The organism is Streptomonospora sp. PA3 (genome assembly GCF_009728995.1).
Lineage (GTDB): Bacteria > Actinomycetota > Actinomycetes > Streptosporangiales > Streptosporangiaceae > Streptomonospora.
This window is the reverse complement of record NZ_VTZW01000007.1, coordinates 149085-167727: the sequence shown is the minus strand read 5'-3', so window position 1 is coordinate 167727 and position 18643 is coordinate 149085. Positions and strand designations below refer to the sequence as shown.

The following is an 18643-nucleotide window of genomic DNA, read 5'->3' as shown; positions in this document are numbered from 1 at the left end:
ATCGGCTGCGGGTCAGCGTCCCCGGGCGGCGCGGGCGTCGATCAGCCCCGCGGTGCGCAGGTCCTCCCACAGCCGCTCGGGCACCGCGGTCGCGAAGGCGGCCGCGTCGGCGCGGACCTCGGCGGCCGAGCGCATGCCCGCCACGACCCCGGCGACCGCCGGGTGGCGCAGCGGGAAGGCGAGCGCGGCCTGGAGGAGGCTGACGTCGTGGGCGGCGCAGACCTCGGCGATGCGGCGGGCGCGCTGCAGGACGTGCGGGGCCGCGGGGGCGTAGTCGTAGGGGGCGCTCCCGGCACCGGGCTCGGCTTCGGCCAGCAGGCCGGAGTTGAACACCGAGGCGGCCAGTATCGAGACGCCGCGGGAGGCGCAGGCTGGGACCAGCTCGCCCAGGGCGCTGTGGTCGAGCAGGGTGAGGCGGCCCGAGACCATCACCACGTCCACGTCGCACTCGCGCACCAGCCGGGTCAACAGCGCCGTGTCGTGCATGCCTGCGCCGATCGCGCCTACCCGGCCCTGCTCGCGCAGCTCGGCCAGCGCCGGGTATCCCTCCTCGAGGGCGTGGGTGAAGTGGTTCTCGGCGTCGTGCAGGAAGAGGACGTCGACGCGGTCCAGGCCCATGCGCTGCAGGGAGTCCTCCACGCTCGCGCGCACACCGGTGCGCGAGAAGTCCCAGACGCGGCGGTGGGTGGCCGGCACGTGGAAGTGGGGGTCGCGGCGGCCGTCCGCGTTCTGGGGGACCAGCAGCCGGCCGACCTTGGTGGAGACGGTGAATGCCGAGGGCGGGCGCCGGGCCAGCAGCGCGCCCACTCGGCGCTCGGCGTGTCCGATGCCGTAGTGCGGGGCGGTGTCGAAGTAGCGGATGCCGCAGTCCCAGGCGGCCTGGAGGGTGTCGGCGGCGGTGGCGTCGTCGAGGGGGGCGAACAGCCCGCCCAGGGGGCCCGAGCCCAGTCCGAGTTCGGTGACTTCGACGTCGGTGCGTCCCAGCCTGGCGGTGCGCAACGGGTGCTCCTTTCGGCGGCGCTGCTGCGGCGCCGCGCCCCATGGTCGCCCGCGCCCGCGTCGGGGGCCAACCGGTTTTCGCGCTGCCGCGTCCCCCTGGTCGGTCCGGGGCGGCGCCGGGGTGCATCGCAGGGCGCATCGGCGGCGCGGCCGCGCCCGCCGGGTCCGGGCCAGTGGTGAGGAGGCCGCCGACACCGGTGCCTGCCTGCCCGGCGACCCGGTGCGGTCGGCCGGTGCCGGTCCGGCCGCGGTCGTCGGTGCGTGACCGCGATACGGCCCCGGGCGCCCTGTGCGGCGCGGGGCGGTCCGGGGGGTCGATCCGACCGCCGGTGCGGGCGGGCTCCACCGCCGCCTCCGGCGGGTGCGCGGGCGGTCAGCGGCGGCGCAGCTTGACGATGGTGTCGGCGTGGTGGCCGCCCGGGCTCGCGTGGTCGCGTCGGCGCTCCTGGCTGAGCAGTACCTCCCACTCCCCCGGGTCGGCCTGCAGCGACTCCAGGACCTCGGCGGCCTCGGGCAGCCGGACGTCCTGGTCGTGGTCGTGCTCCCAGGTGGCGTGTCCGGCGTGGCCCACGATCAGCAGCGTGCCGCCGGAGACCACGTGCGCGGCGGCGGTGCGCAGGATCCGCTCGCGGGGCATGTCGCCGCGGGAGTGCAGAAACAGCGCGGCGACCAGCGCGAAGCCGCCCTCGGGAAACGACTGCGCCAGGTCGTGGCGCTGGAAGTCGATCCGGTCGGCGACTCCGGCTTCGGCGGCGTGCTCGGCGGCCCGCTCCAAGGCGACGGCGGAGATGTCCACGGCGGTGACGCGCCAGCCGCGCCGGGCCAGCCAGACGGCGTCGGCGCCCTCGCCGCAGCCCAGGTCCAGGGCCCGCCCCGGCGCCAGGTCGGCGGCTTCGGCGACCAGGGCGGCGTTGGGTTCGCCGCTCCAGATCCGTTCGCTCTCCCGGTAGCGGGTGTCCCAGTACTCCTGGCCGGTGGCTTCGGTGCCCTCGCTCATCGGCGCGTCCTCCTCCTCGCCGTGCCGTGCCGGGCGCCTGCCGCCCGGTCCGCTGCGGTTTCCTCCGGCCATCCTGCGCCCCGCACCTGCGGTGGGCAAACACTCTTGCCGCCTCGGCAAAACCGCTGCGCCGGGTATCTCCCGCGCCGGTCCCGATGGGGTCGCCCAAGCGCTGGGGTGAAGGGGGCACGGCCTGCGGGGCGGTTCCGCCGGGGAGCGCGGGCGTTGGGGCGTGTCCGGCGCCGTCGCCCACCGGCCTGGCGGGCGGGACGCGGGTGGCGGTCGAGGCGACGTGCGGCCGGACCCGCTGCTGCATCGGACGTATCGAGGTGTTTCCGGGCGCTTCGGCGGCCGGAGGGGCGCCGCGCAGGCGCCCCGGGCGGGCGGCGGATCAGCGGCCGGGGTCGGCGATGCGGACCCGGCGGCTGCGTCCCTCCGAGAGGAACCGCGCCAGCTTCTCGCCCTGCTCGGCCACGGCGGTGCGCTCGGCGCCGGCCAGGCGGCGCAGCGGCGTCACCACCACGGCGCCCTCCGCAAGGCCCCAGGTCGCCCCCGCCCGCCCGTCGAGCAGGACGAAGCGCGCTCCGGTGACCGGCAGGCCGCGGTGGGCCTCGTCGATGATGCGGGTGCGGTCGCGGTAGCCCAGGACCGCGTTGTCGAACGCGGGCAGGAACCGCACCGGCGCGGGGGTGTCGGGGTCGGGGCGCGGCGCGTCGGGCAGGTCCAGCAGGCGCCGGCCGCGCTCGTCGCGGAAGACGACCAGTTCCTCGCGCATCGCCGACAGTGCCTCCGGGAGCCCGGACAGGCCGCACCAGGCGCGCAGGTCGGCCGAGGCGGCGGGCCCGAACGCGGCCAGATAGCGCCGTACCAGCGCCTGGCCCGCGGGATCGCCGCTTTCCGGGCACGGCGGGTCGGGTTCGGTCCCCAGCCACGACGACAGCGCTACGAGGCGCACGCCCGCCTCGGTGCGCCACAGCCCGCGCGGCGGCGCCTGCACCATCGGGACCAGGGCGGTGGCGATCTCGCCCAGCGCCTGGCTGCCCGGCTCGGGCCGGTGCCGGGCCAGCTCCCGCGCGAGCTCGGCCGTCGTGCGGGGCCGGCCGTCGGCCGTCGCGGCCTGCACGGCCGATGCGAGCTCGTCCAGGTCGACTCCCTGAAGCTCGCGGCGGAAGACGGCCAGGACCCGCTGGCGCAGCATCGGGTCGTGGCGGGACCGCCAGGCCAGGGCGTCGGCGGCGGTGAGCAGGTGGATGGTGCGGCGCATGAGGTGCATGCGCACCAGCCGCCGCCCGTTCAGCAGGCTGGACAGCTGCGCCGGGTCGAAGGCGCGCAGTCGCGACCAGAGGCCGGTGAAAGGCTCCTGCGGTTCCTGCGCCTGCATGCCGCACAGGTGGGCGACGGCGCTGGGTGCGGGCATGTCGGCGGGGTGCAGGAGCAGTTGGCGGGCCAGCGTGGCGCGGTTGAGCGCGCGGGTGCCCAGTACGGTCATCGGATCACGCGTCCTCGGGTGCCGTGGGCCGGTGCGTCGGCGGCCCGGCGCCGGGCCGAGCAGGGCGAGGAGTCGGCGCGGTTCCTCGCGGAGGCACGCAGCCGGACGTCGCTTGACGCCTGCACCGCCCTCCGCAAGGCAGCCCGGGCCACCGCCGCCTCGGTGAGCGGACCGGCCCGCTCCCCCTCACGCCGGCCGCAGGAGCCGGATCGGTGGGGGCCGAGGTCATCGGGGGTCCTTCCGATCGCCATCGCTGATGCCCCCACCCTCGCAAGCCGAGAGGACAGGGGGCGTCCTCTTCTCCGGCCGCCCGTGGTCCCGTCGGTATCGCTCCCGGCCGCCGGCGAGGGCGCGCACTCGCCGCGGAACCTCGGGAAGCGCCCTTACTGAGTCCGCTGTCGTCGCTCGCCGGTTGAGCGTGGCGGACCGGTGATGCGTTGCAGCGCTTCTCAACCCGACGACACGTCATCATGCTGAGCGCACCCGGCGCGAGACAGGGCCGTGCGGGTCCCGTCGTCGTCGGCGGCTCTTTGGCCTCGCTTCGAGCGGGGCTCCGGCTCCTTCGGCGGTGGCGGCGGTTTCGTTGGCGCCCCTCGGCCGCTCCCTTGACACCCCCCCATCCTGGCTTCCGATAAGGCACGCTTATCGGAAGCCAGGATTCACCCACCGTTTCGTTTTTTGTTTCGTAGTTACGTAGAGATGCAACCAAACATAAACGTAATTCGGCGGAAGGGAGCACGGGCGCCCCGGCTGCGGGACCGCCGGGGCGCCGACGCGGCCGCGGCCGAAGCGGCGTGGTACCTCCCGTCCGCGCCGGGCGCTACCCGGTGCTCAGCGTTGCCGGGGCACCGGGTAGCGCATATGGAGCACCCCGTCGCCGCGGATGACCACCTCGGGATCCCCGAGCATCAGGTGGCCGTCGGCGAGCGGCCCGAAGTAGGGCTTGCCCCGCCCGAAGACGACCGGCACGACGTCGATCGCCACGTGGTCGACGAGCCCCAGCGACAGCGCCTGTCCGCCGACCTCGCCTGCGCCCACACCGATCTCCCCCTCGCCGGCCAGCTCCTGTGCTTGCGCGATGCCCTCCTGCACCGAGGCGGCGAAGTGGAAGGGCGCCTGCGGGTGCCACCCCCGCGGCCGAGGCCGGTGCGACACGACCACGACGTGCTCGCTCGCCGGCGGGTGCCCCTCCCAGCCGTTGGTCAGGTCGAACTGGTGCCGTCCGACGACCAGGACCCTCTGGCGCGACCACATGCCGCGCACGTAGTCGGCCGAGGCCGCCGAGACCCGGAACGGCGCACCGTGCACATCGGGGCGGTCCTCGCCGACGAGGGGATGGTCGCCGCTGAAATACCAGTCGTGCAGCGGTCCCACGTCGTCGTTCGGGTCGGCGATGTAGCCGTCCAGCGAGGCCACCGCGTGCAGATACGTCGTGCCCATGGCGCGGTCCTTTCCAGGGGTGGATGTTCGGCTCTCACTGATGGACGGTCGGCGAGGCGCGAACTCATCGGACCGCGGCCCGCGGATTCCCCGAGGGCCCGGCCCGCGCGGTACCGTCGAGGCGACCGGGTGCGAAGGAGGAGACGATGGAGGAGCGCGCCAGCCGCTGGGCCCAGGTGGCGGGCAAGGACTCCGGGGAGCGCTACGCCGCCCGGTTCGCCGCCCTGGCCGATTCCGGCGCCGACGTCCACGGCGAGGCCCGCTTCTGCGACGGGCTGCTGCGCCCGGGCTCGCGCGTTCTCGACGCCGGATGCGGCACCGGCCGGGTCGCCATCCGCCTGGCCGAGCTCGGCCACACCTGCACCGGCGTGGACGTCGACGCCTCCATGCTCGCCCAGGCGCGCCGCCGCGCGCCCGAGCTGGCGTGGCTGGAGGCCGACCTGGCCGAGGTGGCCGCACTGGGGCTGGATCCGGACTTCGACATGGTCGTGGCGGCCGGCAACGTGATCCCGCTGCTGGCCGCGGGCACCGAGCCCGCCGTCGTCGCCGCCCTGGCCTCGCTCCTTGCTCCGGGCGGGCTGCTGGTCGCCGGATTCGGCCTCGACCCCGCCCACCTGCCCCTGGACGAGGCCCCGCTGGGTCTGCCCGACTACGACGCCTGGTGCGCCGCCGCCGGGCTCGCGCCGGTCAGCCGGCACGCCACCTGGGACGGCCACGCCTACACCGGCGGCGGCTACGCCGTCAGCGTGCACCGCGTCGGCTGAGTTCCCGTACGCCTCCCCCACCCGGCGGCACCCGACCGCATCACCGCCGCGCCGCCGCACCCGGTCCGGGCGCGCGCGAACTCAGCGGGTGAGCATCACCAGGTTGCCGTCGGGGTCGGCGATCCAGGCGATGCGCTCTCCCCAGGGCGTCTCGGCCGGATCGGCGACCGCCTCGAACCCGGCGGCGCGCGCCCGGGCGAACACCGCATCGACGTCGTCGACGTAGACGCACAGTTCCATGCGGTGGCCTCCCGCGGGACGCTGCGGGCGGCCGTGCAGCGGCCGCTCGGAGACCGGACCCAGCCCGATCTCGGATTGGCCCATCCTCAGCGCGATGAACTGCGGGTCCCCCTGCTCGGGGAACCGGTAGGTCTCCACGCCTTCGAGCAGGTCGCGGTAGAAGGCGAGGGACCGCTGGAGATCGCCGCAGGACAGCATCGGAAAGAGTTTGGAGGCCACGCATCGAGTGTCGCACGGTCCGGGCGCCCGCGGGGGCCCGACGCGTACCCGTCCCGGTCCGGCTCCCCCGGTCGCCTCACCGGACCGGCGGGCGGGGGAGCTCAGGAGTCCGGCCGCGGCGCGTCGGCGGCACCGCCGGCGGCGCGGGCGTAGCGGCGGGCCAGCATCGCGAAGGCGTCGGTGAGCTCGGGCGGGCCCACCACCTCGATGTCGGCGTCGAACATGCCCAGGGCGGCGGCCAGGCCGGGCCACGACCACGAGCCCAGGACGAGCCGGCAGCGGGCGGGCCCGAGTTCCTCGACGACGCCGTCGCGGGCGTAGGGGGACACCGCGTCGGCGGGCAGGTCGAGGACGACCTCGCCGCGGCAGGGCCAGGCGTGGGGACCGCCGGCGCCCCGGAACCGGGCGGCGACATAGGCGGCGACGTCGCCGCCGGGCACCTCGCGCGGGGCGAAGCGGGGTCCGGTGGGGGTGCGCGGGGTGATCCGGTCGGCGCGGAAGGTGCGCCAGTCGCCGCGGTCGAGGTCCCAGGCCACGAGGTACCAGCGCCCGCGCCAGGTGACGAGGTGGTGGGGCTCGACCCGGCGCGGCGGAGGCGGTGTGTCGGGTGCGGGCCCGCGGCCGCCCTCGGGCGCGGCGACGGGGTCGTAGTCGAAGCGCAGCACCTCCCGGGCGTGCACGGCCGCACCCAGCGCCGCCAGCACGGCGCTGTCGGCCCGGGGCCGGTGCGCCGCCGGCTCGACGGCGGTGACCTGGACGGTGTCGATGCGGCGGCGCAGCCGGGCCGGCATGACCTGGCGGACGGTGTTCAGCGCGCGGGCCGCGGACTCCTCGATCCCGGCGCCGGCGGTGGCGGCGGTCTGCAGCGCCACGGCCAGGGCGACCGCCTGCTCGTCGTCGAACAGCAGCGGGGGCAGGTCGGTGCCGGCGCGCAGCCGGTACCCGCCGTCGGGGCCCTTGGCGGCCGCGATGGGATAGCCGAGCTCGCGCAGGCGCTCGACGTCGCGGCGCACGGTGCGCGTGCTGACCTCCAGGCGCCGGGCCAGCACGTCTCCCGGCCAGTCCCGGCGTGTCTGCAGCAGCGAGAGCAGCGCCAGCAGGCGCGCTGAAGCGGTGGGCATGAAATCCATCCTGCCCGAAGAAGAGGACACAACCTGTCCGCTGCCGTTGCGAGGGTGGTCCTGTACCCGATGAGGACGACGACCGGAAGGACCCCGTCATGACCGCAACCGCCACGCCCACCAGCCGACTCGGCAGCGAGCGCGCCGACCTGCTCGCCGAACTCGCCACCGCACGCGAAGCCCTGATCGGCGCCGTCCGCGGGCTCGACGACGAGCAGATCCGCCTGCGTCCCACGGTCAGCGCGCTGTGCCTGGGCGGACTGGTCAAGCACGTGGCCTCCACGGAGGAGGCCTGGCTGCGCTTCGCCGTCGAGGGCCCCGCGGCGATGCGCTTCGACCTGCCCGACGGCGTCACCTGGGACGACCTCATGGCCGGCACCGCGCGCGAGCTCCCGCAGTGGATCATCGACCGCGAGAACGACTTCGCGATGCTGCCCGGCGACACCCTGGAGGGGATCCTCCGGCGCTACGAGCGGGTGGCCGAGCGCACCGAGGAGGTCGTCGCCTCCCTGCCCGACCTCTCGGCGACGCACCCGCTGCCGGAGGCGCCGTGGAGCGAGCCGGGAGCGGAGTACAGCGTGCGCCGGGTGCTGATCCACGTCATCGCCGAGACGACCCAGCACGCCGGCCACGCCGACATCCTGCGCGAGACCATCGACGGCCGCACCGCCACCTGAGGGCAGGCGGGCCCCGGCTGAGGGGGCGGGTCCTGGGCCCGCGCCGCTCAGCGGGGTGCGTCCATGCGCTGGGTCCCGACGACCGACAGCAGCCGCAGGGCCTCCTGCGCCGCGGAGCCGGGCGCGGCGGTGTAGATCACCACCTGCTGGTCGCGCCCGAGGGGATCCGCGTCAACGCGATCGCCCCCGGCTCGACTCTGACCGAGATGGTCCGCACCTGGGAGGAGCACTCGCCCGGTCTCACCGATCGGATGGAGGCCGCGGCGCCGCTGGGGCGCATGGCCGAGCCCGAGGAGATCGCCCAGGCCGCGGCCTGGTTGTTGAGCGACCGCTCCTCCTATGTGACCGGGGCGGTCCTGCCGGTCGACGCCGGCCTGCGGGCCTGAGCCGGGCAGGGGCGGCGCGCCACCATCGAGAAGGTCAGCGGGATGCGCAGGGCGCCCTCGGGCGCGGTCCAATACCGCCGAGGCCGCGCCCGCGTCGCCTTCGGCCCAGGTCAGCTCGCTGCCGCCGGCCGCGGCGATGCCTCCAGGCATGCGGCCGGTGCCGGCCCACCGGGTTTCCCGAGTGCCGCCGGGTCTGCGGTGGGGCTCAGCCGGGCGGGGCGGCGAAGGGGCCGCCGGGGCCGAAGGCCAGTTCGGCGAAGCGCTCGCCCATGCGGCGGTGGGTGGCGGCGTCGGGGTGCAGCTGGTCGGGCAGCGGCAGCTCGGCGAAGTCGGCTTCGCCGTAGAGTTCGCGCCCGTCGAGGTAGTGCAGGCGGGGATCCTCGGCGGCGCGCTGCTTGACGATGCGGGCCAGCTCCTCGCGGATGACGTTCAGCGTCAGCTTGCCCGCGGCGCGCTCGTCGGGGTCCCCGGTGGCCTTGAACTGCAGCCTGCCGTCGACCAGGCCGCTGAAGTCCGGGGCGCTGGGGCCGGGGGTGTCCTCGTGGATGGGGCAGTGAATGGGCGAGACGACCAGCAGCGGCGCTGTGGGGTGGCCGTCGCGGATGGTGTCGAGGAATCCGTGCACGGCCGGAGTGAAGGCCCGCTGCCGCATCAGGTCGGCGTTGACCAGGTTGATGCCGATCTTGACGCTGACCAGGTCGGCCGGGGTGTCGCGGATGGCGCGGGCGGTGAAGGGGTCCAGCAGGGCGCTGCCGCCCAGGCCGAGGTTGACCAGATCGGCGCCGCCGCGCCAGGCCGCCAGCGCCGGCCAGGTGGCGGTGGGGCTGGCCGCGTCGGAGCCGTGGCTGATCGAGCTGCCGTGGTGGACCCAGGTCCGGCGGTCGTGGCGGGGCGCGGGGCCGACGGGGGCGTCGGTGCGCAGGGCGACCAGTTCGGTGATCTCGTTGAAGGGCAGCCAGATCTCGACGTCTTTGTCGCCCTCGGGCAGGCCGGTGAAGGCGACGGTGCCGACGGGGCCGGGCAGGTGCTCGGCCGATCCGGTGGTCATGTCCATCAGCACCGTGTTGCCGCCGGTGGTGGCGGCCTGGCCGCTCAAGCGGCCGTCGATCAGCAGGTCGTAGACGCCGTCGGGACGGGGCGGCGCGCCGCGGTAGGCGTTCTTGGTGCGCAGGGTGTCCAGTTCGACGGCGGTGGCGCGGGTGCGCATCACCAGGCGAACGCCGGAGGGCTGGGCCTCGGCCATGGCCAGTTGGCCGTCGGGGCTCTGGCTGCGGGCGCGGGCCGGCAGCCGGTGCGGCAGCAGGCCGTGCTGGGTGCGTTCCAGTTCGCATGCGCCGCGCACCAGGTCGGCGGTGATGGGTGTGGTGATCCAGTCGGTCCCCGAGGGCGCGCCTGCTGCCTCGGGCACGGAGTCGTCCCGGCGGTTCATGATCACAGCTTCGCACGGACGGCACCGGCGCGCCCAACGCATTTCCGCTGCCCGAATCCCCCTCCCACGGCAGGCGGCGACTCTAGCGCGGTCGCCGGGCCCGCGAGTCGGCCAAACGGCGCCCGGCGGCGGCGTTGAGACGGATCGCATGCTCCTCAGGCTGCTGGTTTGCGCCAGATGGAGACGTGCTGGGTGCTCTCGTGGGTGAAGGGCTCGCCCGACCAGCCCGACCAGCGCTGGGGCGGGCTCAGCCCGGCCATGCGGGCCATCAGGTCCAGTTCGGCCGGCCAGGCGTAGCGGAAGGGGATCGAGCGGAAGCTGCCGCGCCCCTCGGCCACCTCGACGTAGTTGGAGCTCATCGCCTGGGTGGCGGTGTCGTAGACGTCGAAGGCCCATTGCGTGGGGCCGGCGTGGAAGGGCAGCATGCTCTGGCCCGGCGGGAGCCGGCGCAGTTCGGGGACGCCCGTCTCGATGACGAAGCAGCCGCCGGGGCGCAGGTGGGCGGCGGCGTTGGCGAAGCAGGCCACCTGGGCGTCCTGGCTGGTGAGGTTGCCGATCGTGTTGAAGACGAGGTAGACGAGCGCGTAGCTGCCGGGTGCCCGGGCGGTGGCGAAGTCGCCGAGGGTCACCCCGATCGCCTCGGCTCCGGGTTTGGCGCGCAGGCGGGCCACCATGGCCTCGGACAGGTCGATGCCGTGGACCGCCACGCCGCGGCGCGCCAGCGGAAGGGCGATGCGCCCGGTGCCGATGCCGAGCTCCAGGGCGGGGCCGCCGCCGGCCAGCCGGGCCAGGGCGTCGGCGGTGGCCTCCACGGTCGCGGGGGCGAACATCGCCCCGGTGGAGTCGTCGTAGGTGGCGGCGACGTCCTCGCCGAAGTGGTCTTCGTGGTCGAACACCACGCGAGATTAACCCGCGGGTGCGGCGGGGCGCCTCCGGTTTTCGGGCCCGGGGCGCGGGCCGCGAGGCGGCGGCATCCGGGGTTGTGCGCGGGCGGGCGGCGGCGTAGCGTGCTGCGCGGTCTGCCGGGAAGCCTGGTCGGCGGTCGGTTCGTACTCACGCAGGTTCGACACGATGGGACGGTCCCCATGACCCCAGGCCCGACGAGCACGTTCGCGCGGCTGCGCCGCGCCGTCTTCGCCCGCCACTGCAATCCCTGGAGCGCGTGGAGCCGGTGGGCGAGTGCCCCGCTGATCCTCGTCCCCGTCTGGACCCGCGACTGGCGCCATGCCGCGGCCGTGGGCGTGTGGATGGCGCTCAACCCGGTCGTGTTCCCCGAGCCCGCCGACGACCGCGCCTGGTCGACGCGGGCGATGCTGGGCGAGGAGCTGTGGATCGCCGAGCGGCCCCGCGACGCCGCCATGGCGGTGCAGGCCGCGACCTCGGCCGCGGGCCTGCTCGCCGTCGCCGCGGCCTACCGCCGCCGCGCGGTGCCGGCGGGCGCGGCCATGGCCGCGATGATGGGACTGACGATGGTCTACTGGGAGCAGATGGCCCGCTACTACGACCGCCACCGCGGCGGCTCCGCCTGACCCGCCGGCCCCTCCCCCGCCCTGCGGGCCGGCGCTCACGGCTTCGGGCCCCGGCGGCGGGCCGCTGCGGCGGTGGGCGCCTCGCCGCCCTGGCCGCAGCAGCCCGCCGCCCCGGTCTCAGCCCCAGCGCGCCTCGATGGCCTCGATGATGCGCGGGCGCAGCTCCGCGGCGCTGATGACCGCGTCGACCGAGCCGACCTCGACCGCGCGGCGGATGTCGTGGATGCGGTCGAACTCCGCGGCCACCTCGCCGAGCTTCTCCGCGCGCACCGAGGCCCGCAGCTCGTCGAGCTCGGCCGTCAGCGCCGCCCGGTCGGTGCCCGAGGCCGCCGCCACGCGGGCCTCCAGCTCGCGCACGCGCTCGTCGGCCGCCGTGCGGGCGTCGACCTCGCCGGAGAAGACCACCGCGGCCGCGGGCGCGCCGCCCAGCACCGAGGCGAAGGAGCCCTCCACCGCCAGCACGGTCATCTCCGGATTGAGCGCCTTGGAGAACACCACGAACGCCCCGCCGTGGTAGCGCGAGATCACGCAGAACACGATGGGCCCGCGGAAGTTCACGATCGCCCGGCCGATCTCGGCGCCGTACTCCAGCTGGAGCTTGCGCATCGACTCCGGCGACCCGTCGAAGCCCGACAGGTTGGCCAGCACCACCAGCGGCCGGTTGCCGCTGGCGGCGTTGATGGCCCGCGCGGCCTTCTTCGACGACCGCGGGAACAGGGTGCCCGCGGTGTAGGCGTCGGGACCGTCGGTGGGCGGGAAGCCGCGCCGCGGCACCGACTTGGACTCGATGCCCAGCAGGCACACCGGGACCCCGCCCAGGTGGGCGTCGTGGACCGCCGCGGTCTCGGCGTCGGCCATGTCGGCCCAGCGCTCCAGCACCGGGTGGTCCTGGTCGGAGACGGCGCGCATCACGGTGCGGATGTCGAAGGGCTTCTTGCGCTCGGGATTGGCCTGGGCGGAGAAGATGTCGCCGACGGTGGTGAAGTCGCTGCCTTCCAGCGCGTGGGGGAAGTCGCAGACGTCGCGGTCGGCGGGGTCGCTGGTGGCGGCCCGCCGCGGCGCCTGCTCGCCGGGGGCGACGTAGGTGTGGTCGTAGTGGCGCATCAGCACGTCGCGCGCACCGGCCAGATCCGGCGCCCAGTACTGGGCCTGGCCGTTGGGGCCCATCACTCGATCGTAGCCGCCGATGCCGAAGTTGTCCTCGGCCGAGACGCCGCCGGAGAAGTCCAGCGACTGCTTGCCGGTGAGCACCATCGCCGAGTCCGGGGTCATCACCAGGACGCCCTTGGTGTGCATGAGCATCGTGGCCTCGGCGTTCCAGTAGGGCTGGGCGCCGACGTTGATGCCGGCGACCACGACGTTGATCTCGCCGCCGGCCTGGGTGAACTCGACGATGCGCTTGAGCGCCGCGGCCACCCAGTCCATGTTCTCGGTGCCCGACTCCATGGAGATGCGCGCCCCGGCCGACAGCGCGTACCACTCCAGCGGCACGCCCATGCGCTCGGCCAGATCCAGCGCGGCGATGACGCGGCGGCATTCGGGCTCCGACAGCGCGCCCAGCGACTTCGTCGGGTCGCCCAGCAGCACGACCCGGGTGACGCCCTGGGGATGGCGGCGGGTGGGGGTGGTGACCGTGCCCGCGACGATGGCGGCGCTGTTGTGCCCCTTGGGCCGGTCGACCGGCACCAGGGCGTGGTGCTCGTCGAGGTCGTGCTCGACGAAGCGGCCGAGCAGCCCGGTCAGCTCGTAGGGGTAGACGGTGTTGCGGCGGCCGGCGCGCAGCACCTTCTGCCGGTAGTCGTCGAGGGGCCGGACGGGTTCGGTGGGCGGCTCGCCGACGGTCAGCTCGCTGCCGCCGGTGGCGTCGAAGCGCACGCGCACACTGATCTTGCGCAGCTCGCCGGTGGAGGGATGGCGCTGGCGCGCGATGACCAGGATCTCCTCCAGCCCGGCGCCGACCGTGGTGGGCAGCACCCGTTCGGCGATGGTCTCCAGCTCCGCGCGGGTGATCTCGCTGGGCGGCCACACATAGACCACGATGCGGTTGGTGGTGAAGCGCTTCTTGGCGGGTCGGCGGGCCTGGGCGCGGCGGATGGAGTCCAGGCAGGCGGCCACGGCGTCCTCGGCGGTGGGCAGCGCCACCAGGCGCCCGTCCTGGTCGCGCAGCTCGGTGAGGTCGCGCACCTGGGCGAATGCGGCCAGGCGCTGGTCGGAGGGGTTCTCCCGCGCCACGCACTGGAACAGGTAGACCTCTTCGTCGGAGGACGGCAGCCGGGTGAGGTCGAAGGCGCTCAGCCGCTCCAGCTGCATCCGCTGGGCGATGTAGGGGTGCAGGCCGCGGATGAGGCGGTCCTCGGCCATCCCTTCGGGTGCGGGGCGGAAGGTGAAGTGGTGGTGCATGACCGCGCCGCTGCGGCCGGCGACGGTGGCGGTGAGCCGGCGCACGCCCTCGGGCAGCGGGTGGGCCGCCAGGACCTCCTGCAGGGCGGCGGCCATGGCCTCGGGGTCGGCGGGCTGGTGCTCCCAGGCGAGGTAGACGTCGGCGTCGACGGGGGCCTCGCCCTCGGCCAGGTCGGCCAGGCCGCCGAGCGCGGCGCCCAGCTGCTCGAAGCCCACCGCGGTGGAGGCCACGCTGGAGTCGGCGCGCTGGGCGACGACGAACGTGCAGTCGCCGGAGCGGCGGGTGCGCACCTGCGAAAGGCCCTTGTTGCCGTAGTAGCGCCGGGTCAGCACCTCCAGCATGACGGTGTTGTCCCTGTCGTGGCGCAGCAGGCGCTGGCCGAGGATGCGCACCAGCGGCTCGGTGCTGCGCACCATCTCGGCGATGCGCTCGGCGCGGTCGGGAGCCTCGGGGCGGGCGTCCAGATACCGCAGGTGCTTGCGGACTCCGGCGTAGACGCGGGCGCGGTTGCGGCGCAGCAGCGGCTGGGCGAACCAGGCGAAGACCACGCCGCGCGCCAGGTCGCTGACGGCGGGGAAGCGGACCTGGGTGGCGGCCACCAGCCGCTCCAGCGCCAGCCCGGCGGGCTCGCGCAGCTCCTGGTCGGGCGGGGGCTCCTGCAGCCAGGTGCGCAGCAGCGCCGCCACCGCCGCGGCGTCGGCGGAGGCGCGCTGCTGGGCGAGGAAGATGCGAAAGACCGCGGATTCCAGCTCGGGGGTGCGCTCCAGGTCGGTGACGCCGTAGTGGCCCAGCGCGGTGGCGAGCTTGCTCTGGAACGACTCGGGCAGGCCCGCGCGCTCCACGTCGAGGCTCTGCAGGTAGGTGTGGAAGTGCTCGCGGGGGCTGTGCACGCGGGTGTCGCCGCGGTCCTCGCCCGCGGGCCGGTTGCGGCTGAGCTCGGCCAGGTCGGCGAAGACCTCGACCAGTTCGAGCTCCCGGGCCAGGACGCGGTGGCCCTCGGCGGCGCCGCGGCGCAGGTCGAGGTAGTCCTCCAGCACCCGGCGCTCGTCGTGGGGGTCGACGTCGAAGCCCAGCAGCAGGCTGCGCAGGTCCTCGCGGGCGCGGGCGAGCCGCTGGGGGGCGGGGGCCTCTTCGGCGGCGGGCAGGTCCAGGTGGGCGGCCGCGCCGGCGGAGGCGTCCTCGGCCTCGGCGCCGGCCAGCGGCTCCAGCCGCAGCAGCGGGGCGCCGGTGGCCACCTGGCTGCCCACCGAGACCACGCACTCCTTCAGCCGCGCCTTGAACGGCGCCCGCAGCACCGTCTCCATCTTCATGCTCTCCAGCACCAGCACCGGCGCGCCCGCCTCGACCTCGGCGCCGGGCTGCAGCGGGGTGGCCACGACCAGCGCGGGCGCGGGCGAGCGCACGACGCCGCCCTCGTCGCGGCTGACGCGGTGGGTGACGCCGTCGACCTCGACCAGGTGGGTGGGGCCGTGGGTGCCGGTGAGCAGCCGGTAGCGGGTGCCGTTGACGACGATGTGGCCGGTGTGGCGGTCGAAGCGGTCGAGTTCGACGTCGGCGGTGCGCGTGTCGCCGCCGGCTTCGACGCCGACGCGGAAGCGGTGGGCTCCCACGCGGGCCACCCGCACGCGGTAGCCGACGCCGCGCAGTTTGAGGTCCAGCGGGCGGCCGCTTTCGTGGCGGACCTGGGGGCGCCCGCCGAAGGCCGTCGACAGCAGCCGCTGGCGTTCGACGCGCTCCTCCTCCTCGTAGGCGTCGATGGCGGCGGCCGCCAGCGCGACGCCGGAGTGGCGGTGGGAGACGAGCCCGCCTTCGGCGCGGACGCGGTCGATCCAGCCGGTGTCGGCGGTGGCCTCGACGACCTCGGGCCGCTCCAGCAGGTCCATCACGAAGCTCTTGTTGGTGGCGCCGCCCTCGATGACCACGGTGGTCTCGGCCATGGCCCGGCGCAGGCGGGCCATGGCCTCGTCGCGGTCGCGGCCGTAGGCGATGATCTTGGCGATCATCGAGTCGAACTCGGTGGGGATGGCGTCACCTTCGCTGACGCCGGTGTCCACGCGGATGCCGGGCCCGGCGGGCAGGTCCAGGCGGGCGATGCGGCCGGGGCAGGGCGCGAAGTCGCGGTCGGGGTCCTCGGCATTGAGGCGGGCCTCCACGGCGTGGCCGCGCTCGGGGGGCGGGGCGCCCTCCAGGCGGCCGCCGGAGGCGACGTGCAGCTGGGCTTTGACCAGGTCGAAGCCGGTGGTGGACTCGGTGATGGGGTGCTCGACCTGCAGGCGGGTGTTGACCTCCAGGAACGCGAAGAGCTGCTCGCCGGGGTGGTAGAGGAACTCGACGGTGGCCGCGCCGCGGTAGCCCACGGCCACGGCCAGGCGCTCGGCGGAGGCCTTGAGCTCGGCGGCCTGGTCGGGCCTGAGCACGGGCGAGGACGACTCCTCGATGATCTTCTGGTTGCGCCGCTGCACCGAGCAGTCGCGCACGCCCAGCGCCCAGGCGGTGCCCTGGCCGTCGGCGATCACCTGGACCTCGACGTGGCGGGCGCCGGTGACCAGGCGCTCCAGGAACACCACGCCGCTGCCGAAGGCGCGCGCGGCCTCCTGGCTGGTGCGTTCGAAGGCGTCGGCGAGCTCGCTCTCGCCGGTGACGACGCGGATGCCGCGCCCGCCGCCGCCGGCGGCCGCCTTGAGCATCAGCGGGTAGCCGATGCGCTCGGCGGCCTGCAGGGCCTCCTCCAGGGTGGCGACCTCGCCGCGGCTCCACGGCGCGACGGGCACGCCGACCTCTTCGGCGATGAGCTTCGCGCCGATCTTGTCGCCGAGTTTGCGCATGGCCTCGGCGCTGGGGCCGATGAAGGTGACGCCGACCTTCTCGCACAGCTCGGCGAAGGCGGGGTCTTCGGCGACGAAGCCCCAGCCCACCCATGCGGCGTCGGCGCCGGATTCCACGAGTGCGCGCTCCAGCACCGCCATGTCCAGGTAGGGGCGCGCCGAGGCGGGGCCGAGTTCGTAGGACAGGTCGGCTTCGCGGACGAAGGCGGCCGCGCGGTCGACGTCGGTGTGCAGCGCCACCGTCTCGATCCGGGCCCCGGTCTGGGCCGCCAGATCCCGGACGGCGTGGATGAGCCGCATGGCGGCTTCACCGCGGTTGACGACGGCGACACGACTGAACACCGGAGGAATCCCCTCTCAACGACCGATGGGACGGACCACGCAGGAAGCGCAGGAAGCGGCGGCACATCGCCTGCCAGCCTCCCACCCTGCCGTGTACCGGCGGGTAGTGCCATGTCGCAGCCAACGGAGCCTGGGGGGCCGCAATTGTGGGAACCGTCCAAAAACCGGCGGGCGCCACGGTGTCGGGCGTGGGAGAGTTCACAGCCGCGCGCGCCGCGCCGGCCGGATGGGCCCCGAGTACGGGTGCCGCCCGCCCGGATCGGGTCCGGGCGGGCGGCCATCGGCGGGGTGGCGGCACGGGGCCGCGGCCGTCCCCGCGCGCACCGGGGGCCGGGAGCCGGGGCACTGCACGGTCCGCCGACGGTCGGGGGGTCTCCGTGCGGTCAGCCGCCGTGCCCGGCGCGGCCGGGCCTACCGGTGCGGCCGAGGGGTGCGGGCTAGCGCGGGGAGAAGTGCCACCGGAAATCGGGGTCGGCCCTGTTGCGGTAGTCCAGTTTGAGGAAGGAGCCGTTCCAGGCGGGGTTCTCCAGCGTGACGCCGAGGTTCCAGTTCTTGGCCGGCACGATGTGGCGGGCGTCGTCTCCGACGTAGGGCAGGTTCCACTGCTGCACCAGGCGGCCGTTGCAGGCGGTCTGCTCGACACGCCGGCCGGCCTGCGTGGCTCCGTCCTTGGGCTGCAGGCACAGGTCGCTGCGGAGGTTGCGGATCTCATAGGCCGGCAGCCCGTTGCTGCTGCCGGTGTGGGTGAGGGCCCAGTCCATGCCCGGGTGGTCGTAGGGCCAGACCCGGACGTCGATGCGCTGGGTGGCGCCGTTGAGCGGGACCATCATCGCGTCGGTCTTCGTAAAGACGATGCGGTAGTCGGCCTCCTGTTCGATCTGGGGGGGGGCGGCCGAGGCCGGGGCTGGAGCCGTGATCACCGCTGCGGCCGCAAGAATCATCGCGGCAGTGGTGGCCAGGTTGCGCTTCGCCATCAGACTCCCTTTTTCGTCGAGAAAGGCGTCGGCCGCCTCTGGAACTTCCGGCGCGAGGGCCGGAGGCGACCGCCGGGAGAAATGGTGGCACGGCTGGAGCGCCGTTTAGCGCGGTGTTCCAGAGAAAAGTGCCCGGGACTTTTTCAACGCCGGACCGAAACGCCTCGCACGGGATTTTCCGGCGAGCCGGCCGCGCCTTTTCCGCCGACCGAACCATCCGCACACCGCAGCCCGCGACGCCGCAAAACGCGCCGATCACCCTCCATCCGGGCGATCACGCCGACCGGGCGAGGGCCCGGACCGGGTGCATGCCGGCAGCCCGAAAAAGCGCGGTCGGCCCCATAATCGGCCACCCGGATCCGGGATCCCGTTATTCGGGGATTTCCGCCGAACCGGAGCGGTGCGGGAATGCATCGCTGCAAGCAGGGAATGGCGAAGGGCACAGATGAGGACGTTCCAGGCAGATATCAGAAACCGGGGCGGGTCATGTGTTTGTCAGCACAATCCCATCGCACCTGGAAAATCGGGCGCCCTGGCCGCCTGCCCGACCCCACTCGCCGGGACGGCGGCGGCCGACGCGGGCTCCCCGCCGTTCTCGGCGACACCGCCGATGCGGGCGCAGGTGGGTGAGGCTCACGACTCCGCGGCGCCACCGCGCCGGCTGGGCGGCCGACGGGTGCGCAGACAACGGCGGGGTGCGGCGCGCCCAGGGCCGCGGTTCGGGGCGCGGCCGGAGCGGGACCGCCGCCGCGCCGGCCCATGCGCTGAGCGCGCGGCGGCCGGCGCCGGGCGGCGGCCATAAGCGGAACGG

Annotated in this window: 14 protein-coding genes; 4 read left to right on the top strand and 10 right to left on the bottom strand. The window is 74.8% G+C overall.

Translation table 11 applies throughout. The features are described from left to right. Positions 1-12 precede the first annotated feature (12 nt). The 4 genes from FZ103_RS05355 to FZ103_RS05340 all read right to left on the bottom strand — a co-directional run bounded on the left by FZ103_RS05355 (position 13) and on the right by FZ103_RS05340 (position 4925). On the bottom strand, positions 13-999 hold the full coding sequence (locus tag FZ103_RS05355) for an aldo/keto reductase (protein ID WP_155999325.1): 987 nt from the start codon (positions 997-999) through the stop codon (positions 13-15). A 373-nt stretch (positions 1000-1372) separates the two neighbouring features. Then, complete coding sequence (locus FZ103_RS05350) at positions 1373-1996, bottom strand: bifunctional 2-polyprenyl-6-hydroxyphenol methylase/3-demethylubiquinol 3-O-methyltransferase UbiG (protein WP_155999324.1); 624 nt, start codon at positions 1994-1996, stop codon at positions 1373-1375. Positions 1997-2387: 391 nt separating this feature from the next. After that, positions 2388-3485, bottom strand: a complete 1098-nt coding sequence (locus tag FZ103_RS05345; RefSeq protein WP_155999323.1) for a winged helix DNA-binding domain-containing protein — start codon at positions 3483-3485, stop codon at positions 2388-2390. Between the two features lie 831 nt (positions 3486-4316). After that, the gene (locus FZ103_RS05340; protein ID WP_155999322.1) at positions 4317-4925 is read right to left on the bottom strand and encodes a dihydrofolate reductase family protein; all 609 of its coding nucleotides are present in this window, start codon (positions 4923-4925) and stop codon (positions 4317-4319) included. A gap of 146 nt (positions 4926-5071) precedes the next feature. On the opposite strand from FZ103_RS05340, the gene FZ103_RS05335 reads away from it, so the two are divergent. Further along, a complete protein-coding gene (locus tag FZ103_RS05335; RefSeq protein ID WP_155999321.1) occupies positions 5072-5689 on the top strand; it encodes a bifunctional 2-polyprenyl-6-hydroxyphenol methylase/3-demethylubiquinol 3-O-methyltransferase UbiG in 618 nt (205 codons plus the stop codon). Positions 5690-5770: 81 nt separating this feature from the next. On the opposite strand, the gene FZ103_RS05330 is transcribed toward FZ103_RS05335, so the two are convergent. Together FZ103_RS05330 and FZ103_RS05325 are read right to left on the bottom strand one after the other, a co-directional pair. Next, the gene (locus FZ103_RS05330) at positions 5771-6148 is read right to left on the bottom strand and encodes a VOC family protein (protein WP_222936512.1); all 378 of its coding nucleotides are present in this window, start codon (positions 6146-6148) and stop codon (positions 5771-5773) included. Between the two features lie 101 nt (positions 6149-6249). After that, positions 6250-7269 (bottom strand): YafY family protein, encoded by a 1020-nt coding sequence (locus FZ103_RS05325; protein ID WP_155999320.1) that lies wholly within the window; start codon positions 7267-7269, stop codon positions 6250-6252. A gap of 98 nt (positions 7270-7367) precedes the next feature. Between FZ103_RS05325 and FZ103_RS05320 the strand changes: the two genes are divergently transcribed. Further along, positions 7368-7946, top strand: coding sequence for a DinB family protein (locus tag FZ103_RS05320; RefSeq protein WP_155999319.1), 579 nt, complete (start codon positions 7368-7370; stop codon positions 7944-7946). A 206-nt stretch (positions 7947-8152) separates the two neighbouring features. Then, on the top strand, positions 8153-8332 hold the full coding sequence (locus FZ103_RS25335) for an SDR family oxidoreductase (protein WP_255429772.1): 180 nt from the start codon (positions 8153-8155) through the stop codon (positions 8330-8332). Positions 8333-8537: 205 nt separating this feature from the next. Here FZ103_RS25335 and FZ103_RS05310 read toward each other — a convergent pair whose 3' ends face one another. Together FZ103_RS05310 and FZ103_RS05305 are read right to left on the bottom strand one after the other, a co-directional pair. Further along, complete coding sequence (locus tag FZ103_RS05310; RefSeq protein WP_155999318.1) at positions 8538-9761, bottom strand: GDSL-type esterase/lipase family protein; 1224 nt, start codon at positions 9759-9761, stop codon at positions 8538-8540. A gap of 155 nt (positions 9762-9916) precedes the next feature. After that, on the bottom strand, positions 9917-10657 hold the full coding sequence (locus tag FZ103_RS05305) for a class I SAM-dependent methyltransferase (protein ID WP_186355846.1): 741 nt from the start codon (positions 10655-10657) through the stop codon (positions 9917-9919). A 189-nt stretch (positions 10658-10846) separates the two neighbouring features. Here FZ103_RS05305 and FZ103_RS25330 point away from each other — a divergent pair, with 189 nt between their 5' ends. Next, positions 10847-11290 carry a DUF6653 family protein gene (locus FZ103_RS25330; RefSeq protein ID WP_255429771.1) on the top strand — a complete coding sequence of 148 codons (444 nt, stop codon included), beginning with the start codon at positions 10847-10849 and terminating at the stop codon, positions 11288-11290. Positions 11291-11407: 117 nt separating this feature from the next. Here FZ103_RS25330 and FZ103_RS05295 read toward each other — a convergent pair whose 3' ends face one another. Beyond that, positions 11408-16858 carry a carboxyl transferase domain-containing protein gene (locus FZ103_RS05295; protein WP_186355845.1) on the bottom strand — a complete coding sequence of 1817 codons (5451 nt, stop codon included), beginning with the start codon at positions 16856-16858 and terminating at the stop codon, positions 11408-11410. Positions 16859-17295: 437 nt separating this feature from the next. Further along, the gene (locus tag FZ103_RS05290) at positions 17296-17832 is read right to left on the bottom strand and encodes an RICIN domain-containing protein (RefSeq protein WP_186355844.1); all 537 of its coding nucleotides are present in this window, start codon (positions 17830-17832) and stop codon (positions 17296-17298) included. Positions 17833-18643 lie beyond the last annotated feature (811 nt).